Source organism: Streptomyces krungchingensis (assembly GCF_054729265.1).
Map to the genome: position 1 here is coordinate 1963371 of NZ_JBPUKY010000001.1, position 19128 is coordinate 1982498.

Annotated in this window: 18 protein-coding genes and 1 pseudogene; 11 read left to right on the top strand and 8 right to left on the bottom strand. The window is 72.7% G+C overall.

Annotated features, from left to right (window positions below; all coding sequences use genetic code 11):
* Positions 1 to 12: 12 nt before the first annotated feature.
* The 3 genes from ACSYGO_RS08805 to fabG are packed head-to-tail and all read right to left on the bottom strand — an operon-like array spanning position 13 to position 2503.
* A complete protein-coding gene (locus tag ACSYGO_RS08805; protein ID WP_426682733.1) occupies positions 13 to 948 on the bottom strand; it encodes a TauD/TfdA family dioxygenase in 936 nt (311 codons plus the stop codon).
* Positions 945 to 1754, bottom strand: coding sequence for a thioesterase II family protein (locus tag ACSYGO_RS08810; RefSeq protein WP_432176903.1), 810 nt, complete (start codon positions 1752 to 1754; stop codon positions 945 to 947). Before ACSYGO_RS08810 ends, ACSYGO_RS08805 begins: the two co-directional genes overlap by 4 nt.
* Positions 1751 to 2503, bottom strand: coding sequence for a 3-oxoacyl-[acyl-carrier-protein] reductase (fabG, locus tag ACSYGO_RS08815; RefSeq protein ID WP_345647164.1), 753 nt, complete (start codon positions 2501 to 2503; stop codon positions 1751 to 1753). Before fabG ends, ACSYGO_RS08810 begins: the two co-directional genes overlap by 4 nt.
* A 201-nt stretch (positions 2504 to 2704) precedes the next feature.
* Here fabG and ACSYGO_RS08820 point away from each other — a divergent pair, with 201 nt between their 5' ends.
* A complete protein-coding gene (locus tag ACSYGO_RS08820; RefSeq protein ID WP_432176902.1) occupies positions 2705 to 3469 on the top strand; it encodes a VOC family protein in 765 nt (254 codons plus the stop codon).
* Between the two features lie 86 nt (positions 3470 to 3555).
* Here the strand turns inward: ACSYGO_RS08820 and ACSYGO_RS08825 are convergent.
* Both ACSYGO_RS08825 and ACSYGO_RS08830 read right to left on the bottom strand, forming a co-directional pair.
* Positions 3556 to 4062: pseudogene (locus ACSYGO_RS08825) on the bottom strand (MarR family winged helix-turn-helix transcriptional regulator); the annotation flags it as partial.
* Between the two features lie 524 nt (positions 4063 to 4586).
* Positions 4587 to 6242 (bottom strand): FUSC family protein, encoded by a 1656-nt coding sequence (locus ACSYGO_RS08830; RefSeq protein WP_460386413.1) that lies wholly within the window; start codon positions 6240 to 6242, stop codon positions 4587 to 4589.
* Between the two features lie 178 nt (positions 6243 to 6420).
* Here ACSYGO_RS08830 and ACSYGO_RS08835 point away from each other — a divergent pair, with 178 nt between their 5' ends.
* The 5 genes from ACSYGO_RS08835 (at position 6421) to ACSYGO_RS08855 (ending at position 10805) form a co-directional block, all read left to right on the top strand.
* Entirely contained in the window at positions 6421 to 6972 is a 552-nt protein-coding gene (locus tag ACSYGO_RS08835) for a DUF5134 domain-containing protein (RefSeq protein ID WP_432190410.1), read from the top strand.
* Between the two features lie 150 nt (positions 6973 to 7122).
* Positions 7123 to 8058 (top strand): M56 family metallopeptidase, encoded by a 936-nt coding sequence (locus ACSYGO_RS08840; RefSeq protein WP_426682728.1) that lies wholly within the window; start codon positions 7123 to 7125, stop codon positions 8056 to 8058.
* A 362-nt stretch (positions 8059 to 8420) separates the two neighbouring features.
* Positions 8421 to 9134, top strand: coding sequence for a phosphatase PAP2 family protein (locus tag ACSYGO_RS08845; RefSeq protein WP_460386414.1), 714 nt, complete (start codon positions 8421 to 8423; stop codon positions 9132 to 9134).
* 33 nt (positions 9135 to 9167) lie between these two features.
* Complete coding sequence (locus ACSYGO_RS08850) at positions 9168 to 9863, top strand: HAD family hydrolase (protein WP_460386415.1); 696 nt, start codon at positions 9168 to 9170, stop codon at positions 9861 to 9863.
* 159 nt (positions 9864 to 10022) lie between these two features.
* Positions 10023 to 10805, top strand: coding sequence for a TetR/AcrR family transcriptional regulator (locus tag ACSYGO_RS08855; protein WP_426678566.1), 783 nt, complete (start codon positions 10023 to 10025; stop codon positions 10803 to 10805).
* Here the strand turns inward: ACSYGO_RS08855 and ACSYGO_RS08860 are convergent.
* Entirely contained in the window at positions 10793 to 12295 is a 1503-nt protein-coding gene (locus tag ACSYGO_RS08860) for an LVIVD repeat-containing protein (protein ID WP_426678567.1), read from the bottom strand. The genes ACSYGO_RS08855 and ACSYGO_RS08860 overlap by 13 nt on opposite strands.
* Positions 12296 to 12467: 172 nt before the next feature.
* Between ACSYGO_RS08860 and ACSYGO_RS08865 the strand changes: the two genes are divergently transcribed.
* Positions 12468 to 13172 (top strand): DUF305 domain-containing protein, encoded by a 705-nt coding sequence (locus tag ACSYGO_RS08865; protein WP_435228427.1) that lies wholly within the window; start codon positions 12468 to 12470, stop codon positions 13170 to 13172.
* Between the two features lie 34 nt (positions 13173 to 13206).
* Here the strand turns inward: ACSYGO_RS08865 and ACSYGO_RS08870 are convergent, their stop codons facing one another.
* Positions 13207 to 13728 carry a DUF6214 family protein gene (locus tag ACSYGO_RS08870; RefSeq protein ID WP_460389691.1) on the bottom strand — a complete coding sequence of 174 codons (522 nt, stop codon included), beginning with the start codon at positions 13726 to 13728 and terminating at the stop codon, positions 13207 to 13209.
* Positions 13729 to 13941: 213 nt separating this feature from the next.
* On the opposite strand from ACSYGO_RS08870, the gene ACSYGO_RS08875 reads away from it, so the two are divergent.
* A complete protein-coding gene (locus ACSYGO_RS08875; RefSeq protein ID WP_432186855.1) occupies positions 13942 to 15291 on the top strand; it encodes an FAD-dependent oxidoreductase in 1350 nt (449 codons plus the stop codon).
* A 168-nt stretch (positions 15292 to 15459) separates the two neighbouring features.
* On the top strand, positions 15460 to 16821 hold the full coding sequence (locus ACSYGO_RS08880) for a nucleobase:cation symporter-2 family protein (RefSeq protein WP_460386416.1): 1362 nt from the start codon (positions 15460 to 15462) through the stop codon (positions 16819 to 16821).
* A gap of 155 nt (positions 16822 to 16976) precedes the next feature.
* Here ACSYGO_RS08880 and ACSYGO_RS08885 read toward each other — a convergent pair whose 3' ends face one another.
* Entirely contained in the window at positions 16977 to 17333 is a 357-nt protein-coding gene (locus tag ACSYGO_RS08885; protein ID WP_460386417.1) for an ArsR/SmtB family transcription factor, read from the bottom strand.
* A gap of 163 nt (positions 17334 to 17496) precedes the next feature.
* On the opposite strand from ACSYGO_RS08885, the gene ACSYGO_RS08890 reads away from it, so the two are divergent.
* Positions 17497 to 18576, top strand: a complete 1080-nt coding sequence (locus tag ACSYGO_RS08890; protein WP_432172397.1) for an NADH:flavin oxidoreductase/NADH oxidase — start codon at positions 17497 to 17499, stop codon at positions 18574 to 18576.
* Positions 18577 to 18784: 208 nt separating this feature from the next.
* Positions 18785 to 19126 (top strand): hypothetical protein, encoded by a 342-nt coding sequence (locus tag ACSYGO_RS08895; RefSeq protein WP_426678573.1) that lies wholly within the window; start codon positions 18785 to 18787, stop codon positions 19124 to 19126.
* Positions 19127 to 19128 lie beyond the last annotated feature (2 nt).

Genomic DNA, 19128 nt, shown 5'->3' on the forward strand with positions numbered 1-19128 from the left:
TCCGTTCCCGGTTCAGTCGGACATCGCGACGAGGACGCGGCGGTCACCGGTGAACGGCCGTCGCCCGTGGGCCAGCAGCACGTTGTCGATGAGGAGCAGGTCGCCGCGGATCCAGTCGACGTCGACGGCGGCCGCAAGGCCCCGGTCCCGGATCTGGGTGACGTACTCGGCGGGGATGGCGCCGCCGTCGGCGAACTTCACCATCTGCGGCAGCTCGTCCTCGGGGAGGATCGCGGCGAGTTCGGCGGCGGTGTCGTCGCCGAGTCCGGCGGGGTGCCACTGGTCGGCCTGGTTGAACCAGACCTCGGCGCCGGTGACCGGGTGCCGGGTGGTGGAGGGTCGGACCGATTCGACGCGCAGGCTGCCGTCGCGCCGCCAGGTCCACTCGGCGCCGGTGCCGGTGAGGAACTCCTCGACGTCGCCGCGTTCCTTGGTCTCGAAGGTGTCCTGCCAGCTCTTGCCGAGGCCGTACCCGTCGTGCAGGTTCTGCACGTAGCGCACACCGCCCGCGAAGGCCTCGCGCACCTCGTCGTCGAGCGCGGCCAGCCAGCGGGCGGCGTCGGTGACGGGGGTCGCGCCCCCGCCGCCGGGCGTGACCTCGCAGTAGAAGGCGAGCCGGGTCGGCCAGGCGTGCGCGTAACTCATCTCGTTGTGCATCGAGATGGTGTACTCCTGCGGGTACTCCGTCGAGGTGTACACATTGCCGCCGACCTTGGTGCGCGGCGAGTTGCCGTGGACGTAGGCGAGCCGGTGCGGCAGCAGCCGGTCGAGCGCCGTGTCGAGCGTGTCGGGCGTGATGCCGAACCCGCGGAAGACCAGGGCCTTCTCGCGGACGAGGAGTTCGTCCAGGCCGGGGTCCAGGGTGTCGAGGCGGCCGAGCAGTTCGCCGGCACCGCCACCGTCCTCGGCCTTGATCTCCAGCGGTGCCCAGGTCTCGGTGTGGGTCATGGAGCTGTCCTCGCAGTCGTGGCGGCCGGTTGCGCGGCCTGGATGGCGGTTGCGGTGGGCGCCCCGGTCGGCCGGGCGAGCCGGGCGGCGATGTCCGCGGTCAGCTCGGCCTCCTGCGGGGCGAGGTAGAAGTGGTCGCCGGGGAACGACCGCAGGTCGAAGCCGCCCGTGGTCAACTCGGCCCAGGCCGAGACGCGTTCGACGTCGCATCCGGGGTCGGCGGCACCGGCGTACGCGGTGATCGGGGTGCGCAGCACGGGCGGGTTCGGGGGCGCGTAGGTCTCGATGAGCCGGTAGTCGCTGCGCAGCACGGGCAGCAGCAGTTCGCGCAGTTCCGGTACGCCGTAGGGGTCGCCGCCGAGGCTGCCCAGGCGCCGTACGGAGGCCAGCAGCACATCGTCGGCGGCCCGGTGCAGCACGGTGCGGGTCGCGCGGTGCGGGGCGTTGCGCGCGGACAGGAACACCTGGACGGGGCCGGGTCCGGTCGCTTCGAGGCGGGCCGCGACCTCGTAGGCCACGGCGGCGCCCATGCTGTGCCCGAACAGCGCGAGCGGGACGTCCCGGTACGCGTCCAGGGCCCGGGCGACCTCGTCGGCGAGCTCGTCCATGGACTCGACGCACGGCTCGGTCATCCGCTCCTGGCGTCCGGGGTAGCGCACGGCGAGCACCTCGACGTCGCCGGGCAGCCGGCCCGGCCAGCCGTGGAAGAGCTGTGCGTTGCCGCCCGCGTGCGGGAGGCACACCAGCCGCACCCGGGCCGGGCGGGCCGCGGGATAGCGGCGGAACCACAGGCCGTCGCCGGTCACAGCGCCATGCCCCCGTCGACGCGGAGCACCTGGCCGGTGATGTACGCGGACTGCGGGGAGACCAGGAAGGAGGCGAGCGAGGCGACCTCGTCGGCCTGCCCGAAGCGGCCGAGCGGGATACGGGTCAGGGCGCCCTCCACGACCTTCTCGGGCAGGTCGGCGACCATCTCGGTCTCGATGAACCCGGGGGCGATGGCGTTGGCCCGGATCCCGTAGCGCCCGGCCTCCTTGGCCAGTGACTGGGTGAGGCCGACGATGCCCGCCTTGGAGGCCGCGTAGTTGGCCTGGCCCGCGTTGCCGGCGACTCCGGCGACCGAGGAGAGGGTGACGACGGCTCCCGCGCGCTCACGGATCATCGGTCGGATCACGCAGCGCAGCAGGTGGTAGGTGCCGTTCAGGTTGGTGCCGACGACGGAGTGCCAGTCCTCGTCCCCCATGAGGGCGAGCGGCCGGTCGCGGGTGATGCCCGCGGACGTCACGACGGCGTCCGGTGTGCCGAGCTCGTCCTCCACGGCCGTCACGAACTGCTGCACGTCCTCCCGGACCCCCACGTCGACACGCCGGGTCAGCGCCCGGCTCCCCCTGTCCTCGATCTCCTTCCGCACGAGCTGCGCCGCCGCCTCGTCCGACCGGTAGCAGATCGCGACGTCGAAGCCGTCCTGCGCCAGTCGCACGGCGACGGCACGGCCGATGCCCCGCGATCCACCGGTCACGACCGCCACCCGAGCCGCGCTGCCGTCCCGCCCCATGTCCGAGCCCCCTCATCCGTTCGAATGAGTCGAGCGTGGGTTCGGTCGCTATATGGGGCCTATACGGTGTCCAGCACGGCCCGCGAGCAGCCGGTGGGGAGGTCCGGGCGGCGCCCGGTGGCCGGGGTCCCGGCGCGGGCATAGCGTGCTGAAGGGGTCTCGCTGCACAAGGAACGCCATGGGCGCCGCGGAAGGAACCTCATGAAGCTGGACAGGCCGGTGACCGGCGGTCCCTGCTGGACCGAACTCGGAACCAGTGATCTGGAGGGGGCCAAGCGCTTCTACGCCGACCTGTTCGGATGGCGGCCGGAGACGGACCCGCGCCAGGAGGCGGGCGGTTACACCGTCGCGCACCTGGGCGACGCCGCGGTGGCGGCCATCTCACCCCGGTACCAGGAGTCCCAGCCCGTCGCCTGGAACGTGTCCTTCGCCGTGGCCGACGCGGATGCGGCCGCCGAGGCGGTGCGAGCGGCGGGGGGCACGATCGTCCTCGGGCCGATGGACGTGTTCGACGTGGGCCGTTTCGCTGTCGCGGTCGATCCCGGCGGTGCCTTCTTCCAGCTGTGGCAGGCACGTGCCTTCCCCGGCGCGGGACTGTTCAACGCGCCGGGCGCGCTGGGCTGGGTCGAACTGCTGACCCGCGCCCCGGGGCCGGTCACGGACTTCTACACGCGGGTGTTCGGCTGGACCGTGAACCCCTCGGAGCAGTACACGCAATGGGGCATCGACGGCGACGACTTCGGCGGCATGCTGACGCTGGACGAGAAGTTCCCGCCGGAGGTGCCCTCGCACTGGCTGCCGTACTTCGCCGTCGAGGACGTGGACGCCACGGCGCACGCGGCCGTGGCGGCGGGCGGCAGCACGCTGATGGAACCCACGACCGTGCCGGAGGGCCCGCGCATCGCGGTGCTGAAGGACCCGCAGGGGGCGCCGTTCGGAATCCACGCGGCGGGCGAGGAAGGCTAGCGGCGGGGACACCGCGACGGGACGGTCCCGGGGCGGCTCCCGCTCCCCGGGAGGCGGGCACGGCTCCCGCTCTCCCTCTGACGGCTTCAGGCCCGCGGCAGCCCGAGCCTGCCTTCCAGCTGGCCGAGCAACTCGCCGAGCAGCCCGGCCAGTTCACGACGGCGATCGGGGTCGACGCCGGACAGGACCGAGGTCTCGTAGGCCAGTTGCTCGGGCAGGACGCCGTCGACGAGATCGCGCCCCTCGTCGGTCAGCCGCACATGAGCGACCCGGCGGTCACGGGTGTCGCCCCGGCGCTCTACCAGCCCGCGTTCGGTGAGCTGCTTGAGCCGCTTGGTGACGGCGGCGCCCGAGGAGAACGTCTCGCGGGCGATCTCGCTGGGGGTGAGTTCGTGTCCGGTGCGCCGCAGGGTTCCGAGGACGTCGAACTCGGGGCGGGTGAGCCCGGCCCGGCGCAACGGCGCGTCCTCGGCCTGCTGGAGGAGCGCGGCACAGCGATTGACGCGGCCGATGACCTCCATGGGCCCGGTGTCGAGGTCGGGGCGCACGGTCCGCCACTGCCGGACGACGGCCGCGACGGTGTCCGCGGGGGTGCCGGCGCCCGTGTCCGAGGGGGTTCCCCTCTCCGAGGGGGCGTCCGTGGAGGTTCCGCTCTCGGAGGGGGCGTCCGTGGAGGTTCCGCTCCCGGAGGGGGCGTCCGTGGAGGTACCCCTCTCCGAGGGGGCGTCCCTGGAGGTTCCGCTCCCGGAGGAGGCGTCCTCACGGGCGGGACCGCTGCCGGAGGCCCGTGCCGCCACGGCCCGCGCACCCGGGGCGGCCTCCTCGCCCGCCGGACCGGCGGGACCGGCGGAACCGGCGGAACCAGCGGAACCAGCGGGACCGTCCAGGCGCTCCCCGCGCTCCCCGCGCTCCCCGCACTCCCCGCTTCCCCCGTGGCCGACGGGCGCCGTCGCGGCGAGGCGGTCGCTCCCGGCATCCGCGGACCCGGCGGGCGCGTCCGCGCCGTCCTCCCGGCCGACGGGCACTCCCCCGACGGCCCCCGGCCCGGCGGGTACGGCCTCCGAGCGGCCCCGCCCCCCGGAAGTGCCCTCCGCGTGCGCCCGCCCGTCCGCTGTCGTCATGCCTGTGCGCCCTCCAAGCAGTGCAGTCCCTGCCGTCGTACCGTCGCCGCGAGCGTACGGTGTCCGAGCTGCTCGGCCCGCACGACCCGCTCCTCCGGCAGGGCGCGCTGCCACCATTCGCCCGCCGCGGCGTCCGCGGCGGCGCGCAGGGCGACCACGGCGGCGGACAGATCCCGTCGGGCCGACTCCAGGGCACCGGGCCCGGGGTGTTCCGCGGCCAGCAGCGCGGCGGCGCGCTCCCGGGCGCCCTCGACGGCGGCGAGCGTGTGCTCGATGCGGTCGCCGGCCCTGCGGTTCGTCACCGCGATCGCGGCGACGAAGCCGACCAGCGCACCCACGAGGGTGTCCACGACACGGTCGGTGATCAGCTCGCCGGGCTGCTGGACCCGCGCGAACTCGGTGATCAGCAGGGCCATCGGGGTCACGCAGATGCTGCCGAGCCAGTAGTTGCGGCCGATCAGCGCCTCGGCACCGAAGTTGAGGGCGAGGCAGCACAGCACGAGGGCCGCCTGACCGAGGTGAGCCAGCGGGGCGATCGCCGCGAAGGCGAGCACGCCGACGAGGTTGCCGACGACGCGCTGCACGCCCCGGCTCCAGGTCAGGGTGACGTTGGCCTGGTAGAGCGACGCGGCGGTGACCAGCGCCCAGTAGGGGCGGCCGACGCCGAGGGCGAGCGAGACGTACCCGGCGAGCGCGCAGCCGAGCGCGGTGCGCAGGGCGATGGGCGCGAGCGGGCCGAGGCGGCGGAACAGCGGCGGTTCCCCGAAGGTCAGCGCGGCCTCGACCCCGAGGAGTTCGTCGGCGGCCCCGGAGAGGTCGCCGGGACGCGGCAGGGGCTGGTTGCCGCGCAGGTCACGGGCCCAGTCGCGCAGCAGTCCGGAGTCCGTGTCGGCGGGCGCGGCCAGCGCGACCTCGGCACGCACGACCAGTCGTTCGAGGGAGCGCCGGGGTGCGGAGCGGGCTCCGGTCGACAGCAGGCACTGCCAGGCGCCGTGCACGGCGGCGGCCGCGGCGGCACGGGCCCGTACGCCGTCGGCTCCGGCCTCCCTGGCCTCGACGTACGCGGCGGCGGCGTCCAGCGCGTGCGCGGTGGCGCGGCGTTCGGGGCCGTGCGGGCGGACGAGGCCCGGGGCCATGCAGACGATCCAGGCCCACACGCCGGCCGCCGCGCCGAGCGCGAGATGGCCGGGCACCTGGCCGAGGGACTGCGGCGCGAACAGGGCCGCCGAGGAGATGAAGGCGAGGACGACGTGTCCGGGCGGCCCGATGCGTGTGGCGTCGCAGAGCGCCTTCTGCGCTGCGGCGAGCAGGGCGCCGACGGTGACCAGCACGACGGCGTTCGTGGTGAGCGAGGCCGTGACGAGGGAGACGGCGAGGCCGCCGAGCATGCCGAGCACCACCCAGGCGACGGCGCGGGCCCGCGCCGCGTAGGGCCGGTTGTGGGCGTACAGGGCACACAGCGATCCGGCCATCGTGTACATGGCGAGGTCGAGGCGGCCGAGCGCCAGGAGCGTCAGGTTGGGCAGGGCGACGGCCACGACGGCGCTCAGCGCGGGCTTGAACCAGATGTCGGACGGTCTGCCGAGACGCAGCACTCCGGTCAGCGGCAGGCGCCGTACGCGGGGGGTCCTGGGGGCGGTCGCACTACTCATACGAACAATATTAGCAGGTGTTTTACTTGTAAAACATATCCTCCGTCACACCCCTCACCAGCGCACACTCCCGCACGCTCCCCCACGTACACCCTTGCGCTCGCTTGCGCACCGGACGCTCGGGGCATGTCCAGACCGACTGCCCGATGTCCGACATCGGAGAGCGGGGAGGTACACGGTGCACGGACCGGCTTCGCCCGGCTGGCTGCTCGTCGCGCTGTGCGCGGCGACCGGCGCCTACTGCCTGCTGCGCATGCGCAGCCGCGTCGAGGAACAGCGCCGGACCGCGGGCGGCGAGGCGCTGATGGGCTTCGGCATGGCCGCGATGGCGGTCCCGGCCGCCGTGGCCGCCCCGCCGCGCTGGGCCTGGCTCGTCTACACCGCCGTGTTCGGCGCCGCCGCCGTGCGCGCCCTGTGCACGTCCCGGTCGGACCCGCACCACCTGCACCATCTGATGGGCGCCCTGGCGATGGTCTACATGGCGGTCACGATGGCCGTCTCCCCCGGCCACCACGGCCACCACGGCGGCTCCGGCATCCCCCTGGTCACCGGCGCGCTCCTGCTGTACTTCGCCGCGTACGTCCTGCGCTCGGGCGCCCGGCTGCTGCCCCTGGGGAGCACCACCGCCGGGAGCACGCGCGCCGTCGGCTGGGGCGACCGGCCCGAACTGTCGCGGGCCTGCCGCCTGTCCATGGGGATCGCCATGCTCGCCATGCTGGTCACTCTCTGAGACCGGCCCGTCGGACACCGCTCCCGGGACGGGCCCGCCGAGCGCGGGACCGGACGCGAGGCGTTAGAGCGCCGTACGAAACCGTGGCGTGCGTCACTTGCCCTCGCGGCCCGTATCCAGCGCCGACACCCCGCTCATAGGCTTCGGACCATGATGGTCCCCGCGGCACTGTTGCTGCTCGGCGCCGTGGTCGCCGTGGTGGCTCCACGACTGCTCGCACGGGCCGACTGGCCGGACCGTGAACCGGTGGTCGCCCTGTGGGTCTGGCAGTGCGTGGTGGCGGCCGTCCTGCTGTGCTGCGCCCTGTCGATGACGCTCAGCGCGGCCGCCGCGTGGGTGGCGGTGCGGGGCCATGTGTTCGGTCCGGCGCCGCGCTCCGTCGTGGACGCGTACGCGCTGAGCACGGGCGGCGCGTGGGCCGCGACGACCGCCGTGGCACTCGCCTGCGGCGGCGTGTGGACCGGCGCGATGCTGGTCCGGGAGATTCTGCGGGCCCGTGCGCGGCGCCGCCAGAGCCGCGCCGAACTGCGCCTGCGCGCCCCGCTGTTGCCCGGCGAGGAGCCGAGCGCCGACCGCCTGGTGGTGCTGGAGGGCGAGCGCCCCGACGCCTGGTGGCTACCCGGCACCGCTCCCCAACTCGTCATCACCACGGCCGCGTTGCGCCGTCTCAAGGGACGGCAGCTGGATGCCGTGCTCGCCCATGAGCAGGGTCACGCGCGGGCCCGGCACGACTGGCTGCTGCACTCCTCGGCGGCGCTGGCCACCGGCTTCCCCCAGGTGCCGGTGTTCGCCGCCTTCCGCGACGAGATGCACCGGCTCGTCGAACTCGCCGCCGACGACGTGGCCTCGCGCCGCTTCGGCCGCCTCACGATCGCCCTGGCCCTGGTGGAACTCAACGAGGACCGGGGCGTGTTCGGCCCCTGCCCCACCCCGGAGGCGCACGTCCCGCAGCGCGTGAACCGCCTGCTCACTCCCCCCGACCGGCTCACCGCGGCCCGGCGCCTGCGCCTGACGGCCACCGCCGCACTGGTCCCGGTGGTCCCGGTCCTGGTGGCGTTCGTGCCGGGGCTGCGGGCGCTGGGCTAAGGGCTGTCCCGTAATCCCTGGTGGATCAGCGCGCGGCGTCAGATGCGGTGCATCGCAAGGCGGAGGGCCGTCCTCATACTGGGTGTATTCGGGCGATCCGACAACGCGGCGAGGTGCCGTAGCTGTCGTCGTGCGCCCGCCAGGGATTACGGGACAGCCCTTAGGGTCCGTCCGACGCATCCCGGCGCCACGCGGAGAGCGGTCCGGCCGGCGGCCAGGCGGGCTCCTCCCGACCGGCCGGAGCCTCCCTCGCCGGCCGCCTCCTCCCGACAGCCCAAGGCCTCCTCCGCACGCCGGGCGCGTCCGGTGCGTCGCGGAGCGGGTGTTGGCCCGGCGCCCCGGGCGTCGGCGAGGATCACTGCATGCACTCCCCGGCAGCCGGCCCTCCCCCCGACGCACCAGACCCTCGTGCCCCCGCCCCGCGCGGCCCGCGCCCGCGTGGTGTCGTGCGGGCCGCCGTGATCCTGGCCGTGCTGTGCCTCGCGCTCGTCCTGCCGGTCGCGCTCTCCTGGCACCCGCTGACCGCCCTCGACGGCGACATCGCGCGCACCACGCACACCTGGGCCGTCGACGAGCCCGGCCTCACCCACGTGTTCCGGGTGCTGACGGACTGGGTGTGGGACCCGTGGACGATGCGCGCGGTGTGCGCCGTCGCGGTGATCTGGCTGGTGTGGAGGCACGGGGACCGGTGGCTCGCCCTGTGGGTGGCGGCCGCGTGCGCGCTGGGCACCGCGGTGCAGCAGACGCTGAAGTGGGCTGTCGGCCGCGAACGCCCCGTCTGGCGGGACCCCGTCGACCGGGCCCACTACGCGGCCTTCCCCTCCGGCCACGCCCTCACGGCCACGGTGGTGTGCGGGCTGCTGCTGTGGCTGCTGTACCGGTACGGCGCGGGACGCGGGCTGCGGCGCACGGTGCTGGCCCTGGCCGTCGTCACCGTCGTGGGCGTCGGCTGGACCCGGATCTGGCTCGGGGTGCACTGGCCCTCCGACGTCCTGGGCGGCTGGCTGATCGGCGCGCTGGTGGTCACGCTCGCCGTGGCCTCGTACGAACGGCGGCACGGCCCGGGACACCCTTGACCTCCGTGCACGGTGCCACGAAGGATCTCCGCCATGAGGATCAAAGGTGTGCTCTTCGACTTCTCCGGAACCCTCTTCCGCGCCGAATCGACCGATTCCTGGCTGCGCGCGGTGCTCCGCGACGCCGGACTCACCCTGCCCGACGACGAGTTGACCGCGGCGGCACGGGCTCTGGACGCGGTGGGCGCGATGCCGGGCGGCGGACGCCCGGGGCGCGTGCCCGAGGGCCTCGACGAGTTGTGGCGCACCCGCGACCGGAGCGCCGAGCGGCACCGAGCGGCGTACACGGCGGTCTCCCGACAGGTGTCCCTGCCCGGTCCCGGCCTGCACGACGCCCTGTACGAGCGGCACATGGTGCCGGAGGCCTGGGATCCCTACCCGGACGCCGCCGAGGTGCTGGCCGCGCTGCGCGGGCGCGGGGTCGCGGTCGGCGTGGTCAGCAACATCGGCTGGGATCTGCGCCCCGTCTTCCGGGAGCACGGCCTCGATCCGTACGTCGGCACGTACGTGCTCTCGTACGAGCACGGCATCCAGAAGCCCGATCCACGGCTGTTCGGGGTCGCGTGCGACGCGCTGGGCGTCGCGCCGGAGGACACTGTGATGGTGGGCGACGACCGGCGGGCCGACGGGGGCGCGGCGGCCCTGGGTTGTGAGGTGTTCTTCGTCGACCATCTGCCGGTGGCCGGGCGCCCGGAGGGACTGCGGCCCGTGCTCGGTCTGGTCGGCTGACGGGCACGTCGCCCGTTCGCCCGCAAGTCCGCCGGTCCGCCTCGGATGATCCCCCGTGTCATCCGAGGCAGACGGCAGGCCGGAGTGGACCCACGAAGGGTCTGCACCGGACGCGTTGAGTATAGTTGGCTGGCAGCCAGTCAACGCAGGAGTTACAGCATGTCCCCGCGCAGCGCCTCGGTCAATGAAGAGTTGCGGCGGCGTTCCCGGGAGCGGCTGTTGCAGGCAGCCGTGGAGTTGGTGAGCGAGCGCGGCTACGAGGCGACGACGCTCGGGGACATCGCGGACCGCGCGGGATCGGCGCGCGGCCTGGTCTCGTACTACTTCCCCGGGAAGCGCCAGCTCCTGCAGTCCGCCGTGCACCGGCTGATGCACCGCACGCTGGAGGAGCGGCTGGAGAGCGAGCCGCGTACCGAGGACGGACGGGAGCGGATGGCACGGGCCATCGACGCGATCCTCGGCCTCACCCGCGACCAGCCCGTCCTGATGCGCCAGCACATGGCGGGCCTGTTGCAGGCCGAGGGCTTCGTGCAGTGTCCCGAGCAGCAGCGGCTCGCCCAATTGCTGCGGGACACGATGGCCGGGTACGGCTCACCGGATGCCGGGGCCGACTACCCGATGCTGCGGGCGCTGCTGATGGGCGCGGTGTACTCGGCCCTGGTGCCGGGTGTTCCGATGCCGATACCGACGCTGCGGGCCGAGTTGTTCAAGCGGTACCGCCTCGACTGGGAGATGGGCGTCCCGCCGGAGACCGAGGCGTCCGACGGGACGTGTGAGACGGATCTGTCACGGTTCTTCGCGACCGGCCGGCAGCCCGAGGACCAGGCCGCGGACCGGCCGGAGGACCGGACCGGCGACCGCCCGGACCGCCTGACGGACGAACAGCCGGTGGGCCGTTCGGACCGGCAGGCGGACGCCCGGGCGGACGGTCAGTCGAAGTAGTCCGGCTGCGTCTGGACGTTGAGCTCGCCCAGTCGGACCCGCTTGGCCGGGTCCGTGCGCCGGTCGTCGAGCTTCAGGACGTCGAAGCCCTTGGCGATGTCGTTCGAGTAGATGTAGCCGTTGTAGTAGTACGCCGACCACGATCCGCCGACCTGGAGCGTGTCGGTGGACAGCGGGCCGCGCTCGAAGTACGCGATCTCCTTCGGGGCCGACGAGTCGGTGAAGTCCCAGACCGAGACGCCGCCCTGGTACCAGGCCTGGACCATGAGGTCCTTGCCCTTGACGGGGATCAGCGAGCCGTTGTGGGCCACGCAGTTCTCGGTGTCCGCCTGGTGACGGGGGATCTTGTAGTAGCTCCGGAAGACGAGCTTGCGCTTGTCGCCCTTGCCGACGATGTCGTAGATGCCGTCGGCTCCGCGGTTCGGGCCGATCGCCGCGTTGCAGGTGGCGGCGCCGCCGCCGCCCAGCTCGTCGGTGAACACGACCTTGTTCGCCTTCTGGTTGAAGGTCGCCGAGTGCCAGAACGCGAAGTTCACGTTGTCCTCGACCTGGTCGATGACCTTCGGGTGCTCCGGGTCCTTGATGGAGAACAGGATGCCGTCACCCATGCACGCGCCCGCGGCGAGGTCCTTGGAGGGCAGGACCGTGATGTCGTGGCAGCCGGTGGTCTTGGAGACACCCGGGTTGGTGGGCCCGCCCGGGTTGCCGCCGCCGTCCGGCCCCTCGCCCGGGAACAGCACCGGGAAGTTGACGACCGCCGCCTTCTCGGGAGCGTTCCGCGGCACCTTGATGACCGAGATGCCGTCGTGCGGCGGCTGGCAGTCGGGGAAGGTGGCGCTCGGCGAGTACGAGGAGACGTAGATGTAGACGTTCTTGCCGTCGGGCACGAGCGAGTGGGTGTGCGAACCGCACGCGGTCTCGACGGCCGCGACGTACTTGGGGTTCGCCTTGTCGCTGATGTCGAAGACCTTCATGCCCTCCCACGACGACTTCTCGGTCGCGGGCTGCGTCGTGCTGTTGCAGGAGTTGTCGCTGCGCGAGGAGTCGGTGGACAGGAAGAGCAGGTTGCCGGAGACGGACACGTCGTTCTGCGAGCCGGGGCAGAGCACCTGCGCGACGGTCCGGGGCGCCTTCGGGTTGCTGATGTCGAAGATGCGGAAGCCGTCGTAGTTGCCGGCGAAGGCGTACTTGCCCTGGAAGGCGAGGTCCGAATTGAGGCCGGTGAAGGCCTCCTTGGGGATGTTGGCGAGGTGTTGGATGTTGTCGGAGTGGACGATCTCGTCCTGGCCGGGTATCTCCCCGCTCGCCACCGCGGCTCTCGCCTCGGCGGCGTCGCTCCGGGAGACCTTCTCCCGTGCCGCGGGGCCGTCCCCGGGGTCGGGGGTGGCGGCCGCCGGCCCGGCTGTGAGCAGCGCGGCCAGGAGTCCCACCGCGGCGGCGGCAACTCCCAGGCGTCTGTGCCGCGTTCGGGGATCGTTCAACAGGGTCACTGTTTCCTCCCTTGTGCCGTTCAAGGTCGAACGGTTCACGGACCCCTGAAGTATCGTCCGTCCCATGCAGAGATCAACAGACGGCAACGTACTCGTCATGAATGTTTTTGATCAGCCACGTTCGGAAGCGTGCTAGGACGGACATCAACACCCCTGATGTATCCGTCGCTTCATGACCCTTCATGAGCCGCAGGAGGTCGCCGTGTCCGCTCGCCGTACGTCCAGCGCGTCCCCGAGACCCACGCCCCGCGCACTGCTGGCCGCGGTGTCGCTGACCGTGGCCGCGCTCGCGCTCGCCGGCTGCGACTCGGACTCCGGCCCCAAGTCCGCCGCGTCGCCGGGCCCTTCGGTCATCGCGCCCGGCAAGCCCGGGGAGGCGGCCGAGACCCTGTCCGCCGAGGAGGCCGCGAAGCAGCGGAGCGAGGACGACTCCCCCAACTCGGCCGACCTCACCTATGCCCGGATGATGATCGTCCACCACACCCAGGCGCTGGAGATGACCGAACTCGCCCCGAAGCGGGCGGAGTCCGGCAAGGTGAAGCGGCTCGCCGCACGGATCGCCGCCGCGCAGGGCCCGGAGATCTCCACCATGAAGAGCTGGCTCAAGACGCACGGCGGCAAACGGGCGGTCACGGAGCACGAGCACGCGACGATGCCCGGCATGGCGACGGAGGACCAGCTCGAGGCGCTGCGCGCGGCGAAGGGGAAGGCGTTCGACGAGCTCTTCCTGAAGCTGATGATCACGCATCACGACGGGGCGGTCACCATGGCCACGGACGTGAAGTCCGAGGGCAACAACATCCAGATCGAGGAGATGGCCGACGACGTGATCGCGCAGCAGACCAGCGAGATCGGCAAGATGCGCGCACTTCAGTGACCGGGCCCCGACGGGCGCCGCTCGATCCGCGTGCTCAGCGCCGTGCGTGACGAGGGGTCAGGAAGCCGGCCTCCCGCGCCCCCGCGATGAGCCTCAGCGACTTGCGCCGGCTGTGGCCGGTGGCGCACATGACCGCCAGCACCGGGTCGAGGCCGTCCTCCTGGGCGGCGCGGTACTCCTCCGCCGCCAGTCTGCGGCCCTCGGTGCCACGCGGCCAGGCGCGCCGGGCCCGGCGCGTCGGCCCCGTCGGCCTGCCCTCGCCCTCGTCACCTTGCGTGCCCTCGCTCGCGTCGCCGTGTGTGCCTTCGCGCTCCCCCGCGGGCCGGGCCGCGGCACCGCACGCCTCGAGGAGCGGCGCCTCGATCCAGCCGGAGAGCACCGCGAGGTCGTCGAGGGAGAGCGGCGGCTGAGCCCGTACGTCCTCGATCGTCACCCCGGCCCCGGACAGCACGGCGAGGACGTCGACCTGGGCACCGTCGGCGAAGACCAGCCGGACGTCGAACCAGGAAGTGGCGGTCCGGTGGTCACGCACCTGCCAGGCGCGCCGCACCGACACCACGCCGTCCGCGCGGCAGCGGCCGTTCAGATCGAGAAAGGATGCTTCCAGCACATGCGGAACGTAACCGCATGATCACATTCCATTCGAACGGACACGCACGGACGCGACACGCGCCGCACCCTGTCAGCCGAGCATCGGCGGTGCGATCCTGGAACCGTCAGCGATCTCCTGTCAGCGTTCTTCCAGAACCCTCGGTTAAGGAGTTCCGCCGTGCTGCATGTCGCCGTCGTCGGCTCGGGTCCCAGCGGGGTCTACACCGCCCAGAGCCTCGTCCAGCAGAGCCAGGTGCCCGATGTCCGGGTGGACGTCCTGGACCGGCTGCCGTGCCCCTACGGCCTGGTGCGCTACGGGGTGGCCCCCGACCACGAGAAGATCAAATCGCTCCAGAACAACCTGCGGACCGTCCTGGAGGACGAGCGGGTACGGTTCCTGGGCGGCGTCCAGGTCGGTCCGGACGGCGTGCCGGCCGCCCGCCTGCGGGACCTCTACCACGCGGTCGTCTACTGCGTGGGCGCCGCCACCGACCGCCATCTCGGCGTGCCCGGCGAGGACCTGCCCGGCAGCTGGTCGGCCACCGAGTTCGTCTCCTGGTACAGCGCGCACCCCGACGCCGCCGCGGAGGAGTTCGTGCTCGGCGTGCGCTCGGCCGTGGTCATCGGCGTCGGGAACGTGGCCGTGGACGTGACCCGGATCCTGGCTCGCGGCGCGGCCGAGCTGAGCCCCACGGACATGCCGCAGGCGGCGCTCGCCGCACTGGCCGCCAGCAAGGTGACGGAGATCAGCATGGTCGGGCGGCGCGGCCCCTCCCAGGCCCGCTTCACCACCAAGGAACTGCGTGAGCTGGGATCCCTGCCCGACACCGAAATCGTCGTGGATCCGCACGAGTTGGAGCTCGACCCGGCCTACCTCGATCCGTCCGGCCTGCCGGCCGCGCAGCGGCGCAACGTGGAGGTGCTGCGGGGCTGGGCCGACGCGCCGGCGCAGGGCCGCCCACGGCGGATCCGGCCGCGGTTCTTCCTGCGCCCCGTCGAACTGCTCGCCGACGGCGGGCGGGTGGGAGCGGTGCGTTTCGAGCGGACCGTGCCGGACGGTCAGGGCGGCGTGACGGGCACGGGGCGGTTCGAGGACATCGAGGCCCAGCTGGTGCTGCGTTCGGTCGGCTATCGCGGGGTGCCTCTCGACGGACTCCCCTTCGACGCCGGACAGGGCACGGTGCCGCACCGGGCGGGCCGGATCCTGCGGGACGACGCGATCGCTCCCGGCGAGTACGTGGCGGGCTGGATCAAGCGCGGCCCCACCGGCGTCATCGGCACCAACCGGCCGTGCGCCAAGGAGACGGTGACCTCACTGCTGGAGGACGCGGACACCCTCGTACGGCGCGACGTGGCCGGGGATCCTCTCGCGGCGCTGCGGGCGGAGGGCGTACGGCCGGTCGAGTGGGCCGGGTGGCAGGCGATCGAGCGGGCCGAGGCGGAACTCGGCGCGTCGCTCGGCCGGGGCGTGGTGAAGCTGCCCGACTGGACGTCGCTGCTGGCGGCGGCGCGTACGGCGGGTTCGTGACAGGTGCGTCGGCACGTACGGCGGAGCGCGGTGGAGTCGACACGGCTTCCGTGGGCATGACACACATCGGCAACAGCCCGGACATCAACAAACTGTTCAAGCCGCTTACGGTCGGGGGCTGTTCACCCTGCTTCACCTTCACCCGCTTCCGCCGCTCCTGGAGTGCCCATGGCCACCGCTGCTCCCGTGCATCCCGTCGACGAGGTTCCACCCGTACGCCAACTCGCGGCCTTCGGGCTCCAGCACGTGCTCGCGATGTACGCGGGCGCGGTGGCCGTCCCGCTGATCGTCGGTGGCGCGCTGAAGCTGTCGCCCGCGGATCTGGCGTATCTGATCACCGCCGACCTGCTGGTGTGCGGCATCGCCACCCTCATCCAGTGCGTCGGTTTCTGGCGCTTCGGGGTACGACTGCCGATCATGCAGGGGTGCACCTTCGCCGCGGTGTCGCCGATGGTGCTGATCGGGACCACCGGCGGCGGACTGCGCGCGATCTACGGTTCGGTGATCGTGGCGGGCCTCGCCATAGTCCTGCTCGCCCCCGTCTTCGGCAGACTGCTGCGGTTCTTCCCTCCCCTGGTCACGGGCACGGTCATCCTGATCATCGGTGTCTCGTTGCTGCCGGTCGCCGGGAACTGGGCGGCCGGCGGAGTGGGTGCGGCGGACTTCGGCGCGCCGAAGAACCTGGCGCTCGCGGGCTTCGTCCTGGCCGTGGTGATCGCCGTGCAACGGTTCGCGCCGGCCTTCCTCGGCCGCATCGCGGTACTGATCGGCATCGCCGTGGGCCTCGCGGTCGCCATCCCCTTCGGATTCACGGACTTCGACGGGGTCGGGGACGCCGACTGGGTCGGGATCAGCACGCCGTTCCACTTCGGCACACCGACGTTCCACGTCTCCGCGATCGTGTCGATGCTGGTCGTCGCCCTCGTCACGATGACCGAGACCACCGGTGACTTCATCGCGGTGGGCCAGATGACGGACCGTCCCGTCGAGCCGCGCACGCTCTCCGACGGCCTGCGCGCGGACGGCCTGTCGACGGTCCTGGGCGGCGTGTTCAACACCTTCCCCTACACGGCGTTCGCGCAGAACGTCGGCCTGGTCGGGATGACGCGCGTGCGCAGCCGCTGGGTGGTCGCCGCCGCGGGCGGCATCCTGGTGCTGCTCGGCCTGCTGCCCAAGCTGGGCGCGGTCGTCGCCGCGATCCCGGCGCCCGTGCTGGGCGGCGCCGGCCTGGTGATGTTCGGGACGGTCGCCGCGAGCGGCCTGCGCACCCTCGCCGAGGTGGACTTCGAGGGCAACAACAACCTGACGGTGGTGGCCGTCTCGGTCGCCGTGGGCATGCTGCCGGTCGGAGTGCCGACGGTGTACGAGAAGTTCCCGGACTGGTTCCAGACGGTGATGAACAGCGGGATCAGCGCGGGCTGCCTGACCGCGATCGCCCTGAACCTGCTCTTCAACCACCTGCCGGGCAAGGCGGATTCGGCCGGGGACGCCGCCGGGCCCACGCCTCCTTCGGTGGCGGCGGAGGCATAGCGGCCGACATCGGCGACCGGCGGACGGGCCACGCCGCCGGACGACCGGGGCTGCGGGGCCGCCGCCGTCAGGGCCACCGGGGGGTCGGCCCGCGGCCGTCGGGCCACCAAGGATCCCGGTACCTCAGCCGTCGGGCCACCGGGGATCCCGGCGCCTCAGCCGCCGAGCCGGTCGGCCTGACGGGCCGCTGCCGCGAGGACGCTGTCGAGGAGCCCGGGGAAGAGGTCGCCCAGATCGTCGCGGCGCAGGCCGTTCATCTTCGCGGTGCCGCGGTAGACCTGCCGGATGACCCCGCTCTCGCGCAGCACCCGGAAGTGATGCGTGGTGGTGGACTTGGTGACCGGCAGATCGAAATGCGAACAGGAGAGCTCGTCGCCGTCGGCGGCGAGCTCTCGCACGACCTGGAGCCGCATGGGGTCGGCGAGCGCGTGCAGCACCGACTCCAGGCGGATCTCCTCGAGTGCGGGGTGCGGCAGGTCGCGGCTGCCGTTGGCACGGGCGGCGGTCGTCACGGCGGCTCCACTTCGTCCGGGAACTTCCTCTTCGTCCGGGAACTTCCTCCGGGGCTGTCGTCCTGCACGCATTGTACGAGATCTCTCGTAGTTTGACATCTCCCGTACTACGATGCCTATCGTACGAGGCGTACACCGGCCCCGTGACGAATGGAGTCCAGCCGTGAGCGCTCTCTTCGAGCCCTACGTCCTGCGCGAGCTCACCATCCCCAACCGGGTGTGGATGCCGCCCATGTGCCAGTACTCCGCCGCACCCGAAGGAGCCGCGGCGGGCGTCCCCCACGACTGGCACTTCGCGCACTACGCGGCGCGGGCCACCGGCGGCACCGGGCTCATCATCGTCGAGGCGACCGCCGTCTCCCCCGAGGGCCGGATCTCGCCGTACGACCTCGGCATCTGGAACGACGCGCAGGTCGAGGCGTTCCGCCGCATCACCGGCTTCCTGTCCGCGCAGGGCACCGTGCCGGCCGTCCAGCTCGCCCACGCCGGGCGCAAGGCGGCCACCGAGCGCCCATGGAAGGGCGGCGCGCCGATCGCCCCCGGCGCCCTCGCCTGGCAGCCGCTCGCCCCCAGCCCGCTCCCCTACGACGAGGGCCACCCGGTCCCGGCCGAGCTGACCGTCGCCGAGATCCAGGAGATCGTCGGGCAGTTCGCCGACGCGGCCCGCCGCGCCCTGGACGCCGGTTTCGAGGTCGTCGAGATCCACGGCGCCCACGGCTACCTGCTGAACGAGTTCCTGTCCCCGCACTCCAACCACCGCACCGACGCGTACGGCGGCTCGTACGAGAACCGCACCCGCTTCGCCCTCGACGTCGTGGACGCCGTGCGCGAGGTCTGGCCCGACAGCAAGCCCCTGTTCTTCCGCATCTCCGCCACCGACTGGCTGGAGGCGGACGGCTGGAGCGCCGACGACACCGTCCGCTTCGCCGCCCAGCTGCACGAGCACGGCGTGGACCTGCTCGACGTGTCGACGGGCGGCAACGCCTCCGGCGTCCGCATCCCCGTCGAGCCCGGCTACCAGGTCCCCTTCGCCGCCCGCGTGAAGAACGAGACCTCCCTGCCCGTCGCCGCCGTCGGTCTCATCACCGAGATCGAGCAGGCCGAGAAGATCCTCACCAACGGGGAGGCCGACGCGGTGCTCCTGGGCCGCGAGCTGCTGCGCAACCCGTCCTTCGCGCGGCTCGCCGCGCGGGAGCTGGGGGGCGACGTGCATGTGCCGGACCAGTACCACCGGTCCGTATAGGCCCCGCCGCGGGGTGCGGCCGGCGCCGGCCGCACCCGTGCCCGGCCGGGCACCGATGGGCCTGTGACCGAGGACACCCACCCCGGACGGGAACTGAGGACCGCTCCCCGCCGGTCCATGAGGGGGAAGACGTCACCCCAGGATCGGTCGGACCCTACGTGAAGTAGGGTCCCGGTGGTGAACCGGCTCATACGCGACGGGGGACCCCTTGAAGGAACGCCACGACGGGCGGGCGGCCCGCGGACCGATGTCCGTGCTGGCCCTTCTGGTACCGAGTCTCGGGATCGCCGCGGTGGGCGTGTACCACCTGTGCGGGTTCGATCTGCACGCCCTCCACGGGCGCCCGCACCTCGACGACGGGCTGACCATGGCGGGTGTCATCCTGGCCGTGGTCACGGCCGGTGCCGCCGTGGGTGACCTCCTGTGGTGGGCGACGACACGCGACCGTCCCGCCGGGGAGAGCGCGAAGCCGTGCCCGCCGCGAGCCCTGGGCCAACCGCGGCCGGGCCGCTCCGAGTGGCTGCGAGCACCGGGCAGGACGAAGAAGTAGGA

What these genes read in the sequence shown, in the direction of transcription:
- ACSYGO_RS08805 (WP_426682733.1), bottom strand. Translation starts at nt 948, where the DNA reads ATGACCCACACCGAGACCTGGGCACCGCTGGAGATCAAGGCCGAGGAC.
- fabG (WP_345647164.1), bottom strand. Translation starts at nt 2,503, where the DNA reads ATGGGGCGGGACGGCAGCGCGGCTCGGGTGGCGGTCGTGACCGGTGGA.
- ACSYGO_RS08820 (WP_432176902.1), top strand. Translation starts at nt 2,705, where the DNA reads ATGAAGCTGGACAGGCCGGTGACCGGCGGTCCCTGCTGGACCGAACTC.
- ACSYGO_RS08830 (WP_460386413.1), bottom strand. Translation starts at nt 6,242, where the DNA reads ATGAGTAGTGCGACCGCCCCCAGGACCCCCCGCGTACGGCGCCTGCCG.
- ACSYGO_RS08840 (WP_426682728.1), top strand. Translation starts at nt 7,123, where the DNA reads ATGATGGTCCCCGCGGCACTGTTGCTGCTCGGCGCCGTGGTCGCCGTG.
- ACSYGO_RS08845 (WP_460386414.1), top strand. Translation starts at nt 8,421, where the DNA reads ATGCACTCCCCGGCAGCCGGCCCTCCCCCCGACGCACCAGACCCTCGT.
- ACSYGO_RS08850 (WP_460386415.1), top strand. Translation starts at nt 9,168, where the DNA reads ATGAGGATCAAAGGTGTGCTCTTCGACTTCTCCGGAACCCTCTTCCGC.
- ACSYGO_RS08855 (WP_426678566.1), top strand. Translation starts at nt 10,023, where the DNA reads ATGTCCCCGCGCAGCGCCTCGGTCAATGAAGAGTTGCGGCGGCGTTCC.
- ACSYGO_RS08865 (WP_435228427.1), top strand. Translation starts at nt 12,468, where the DNA reads ATGACCCTTCATGAGCCGCAGGAGGTCGCCGTGTCCGCTCGCCGTACG.
- ACSYGO_RS08880 (WP_460386416.1), top strand. Translation starts at nt 15,460, where the DNA reads ATGGCCACCGCTGCTCCCGTGCATCCCGTCGACGAGGTTCCACCCGTA.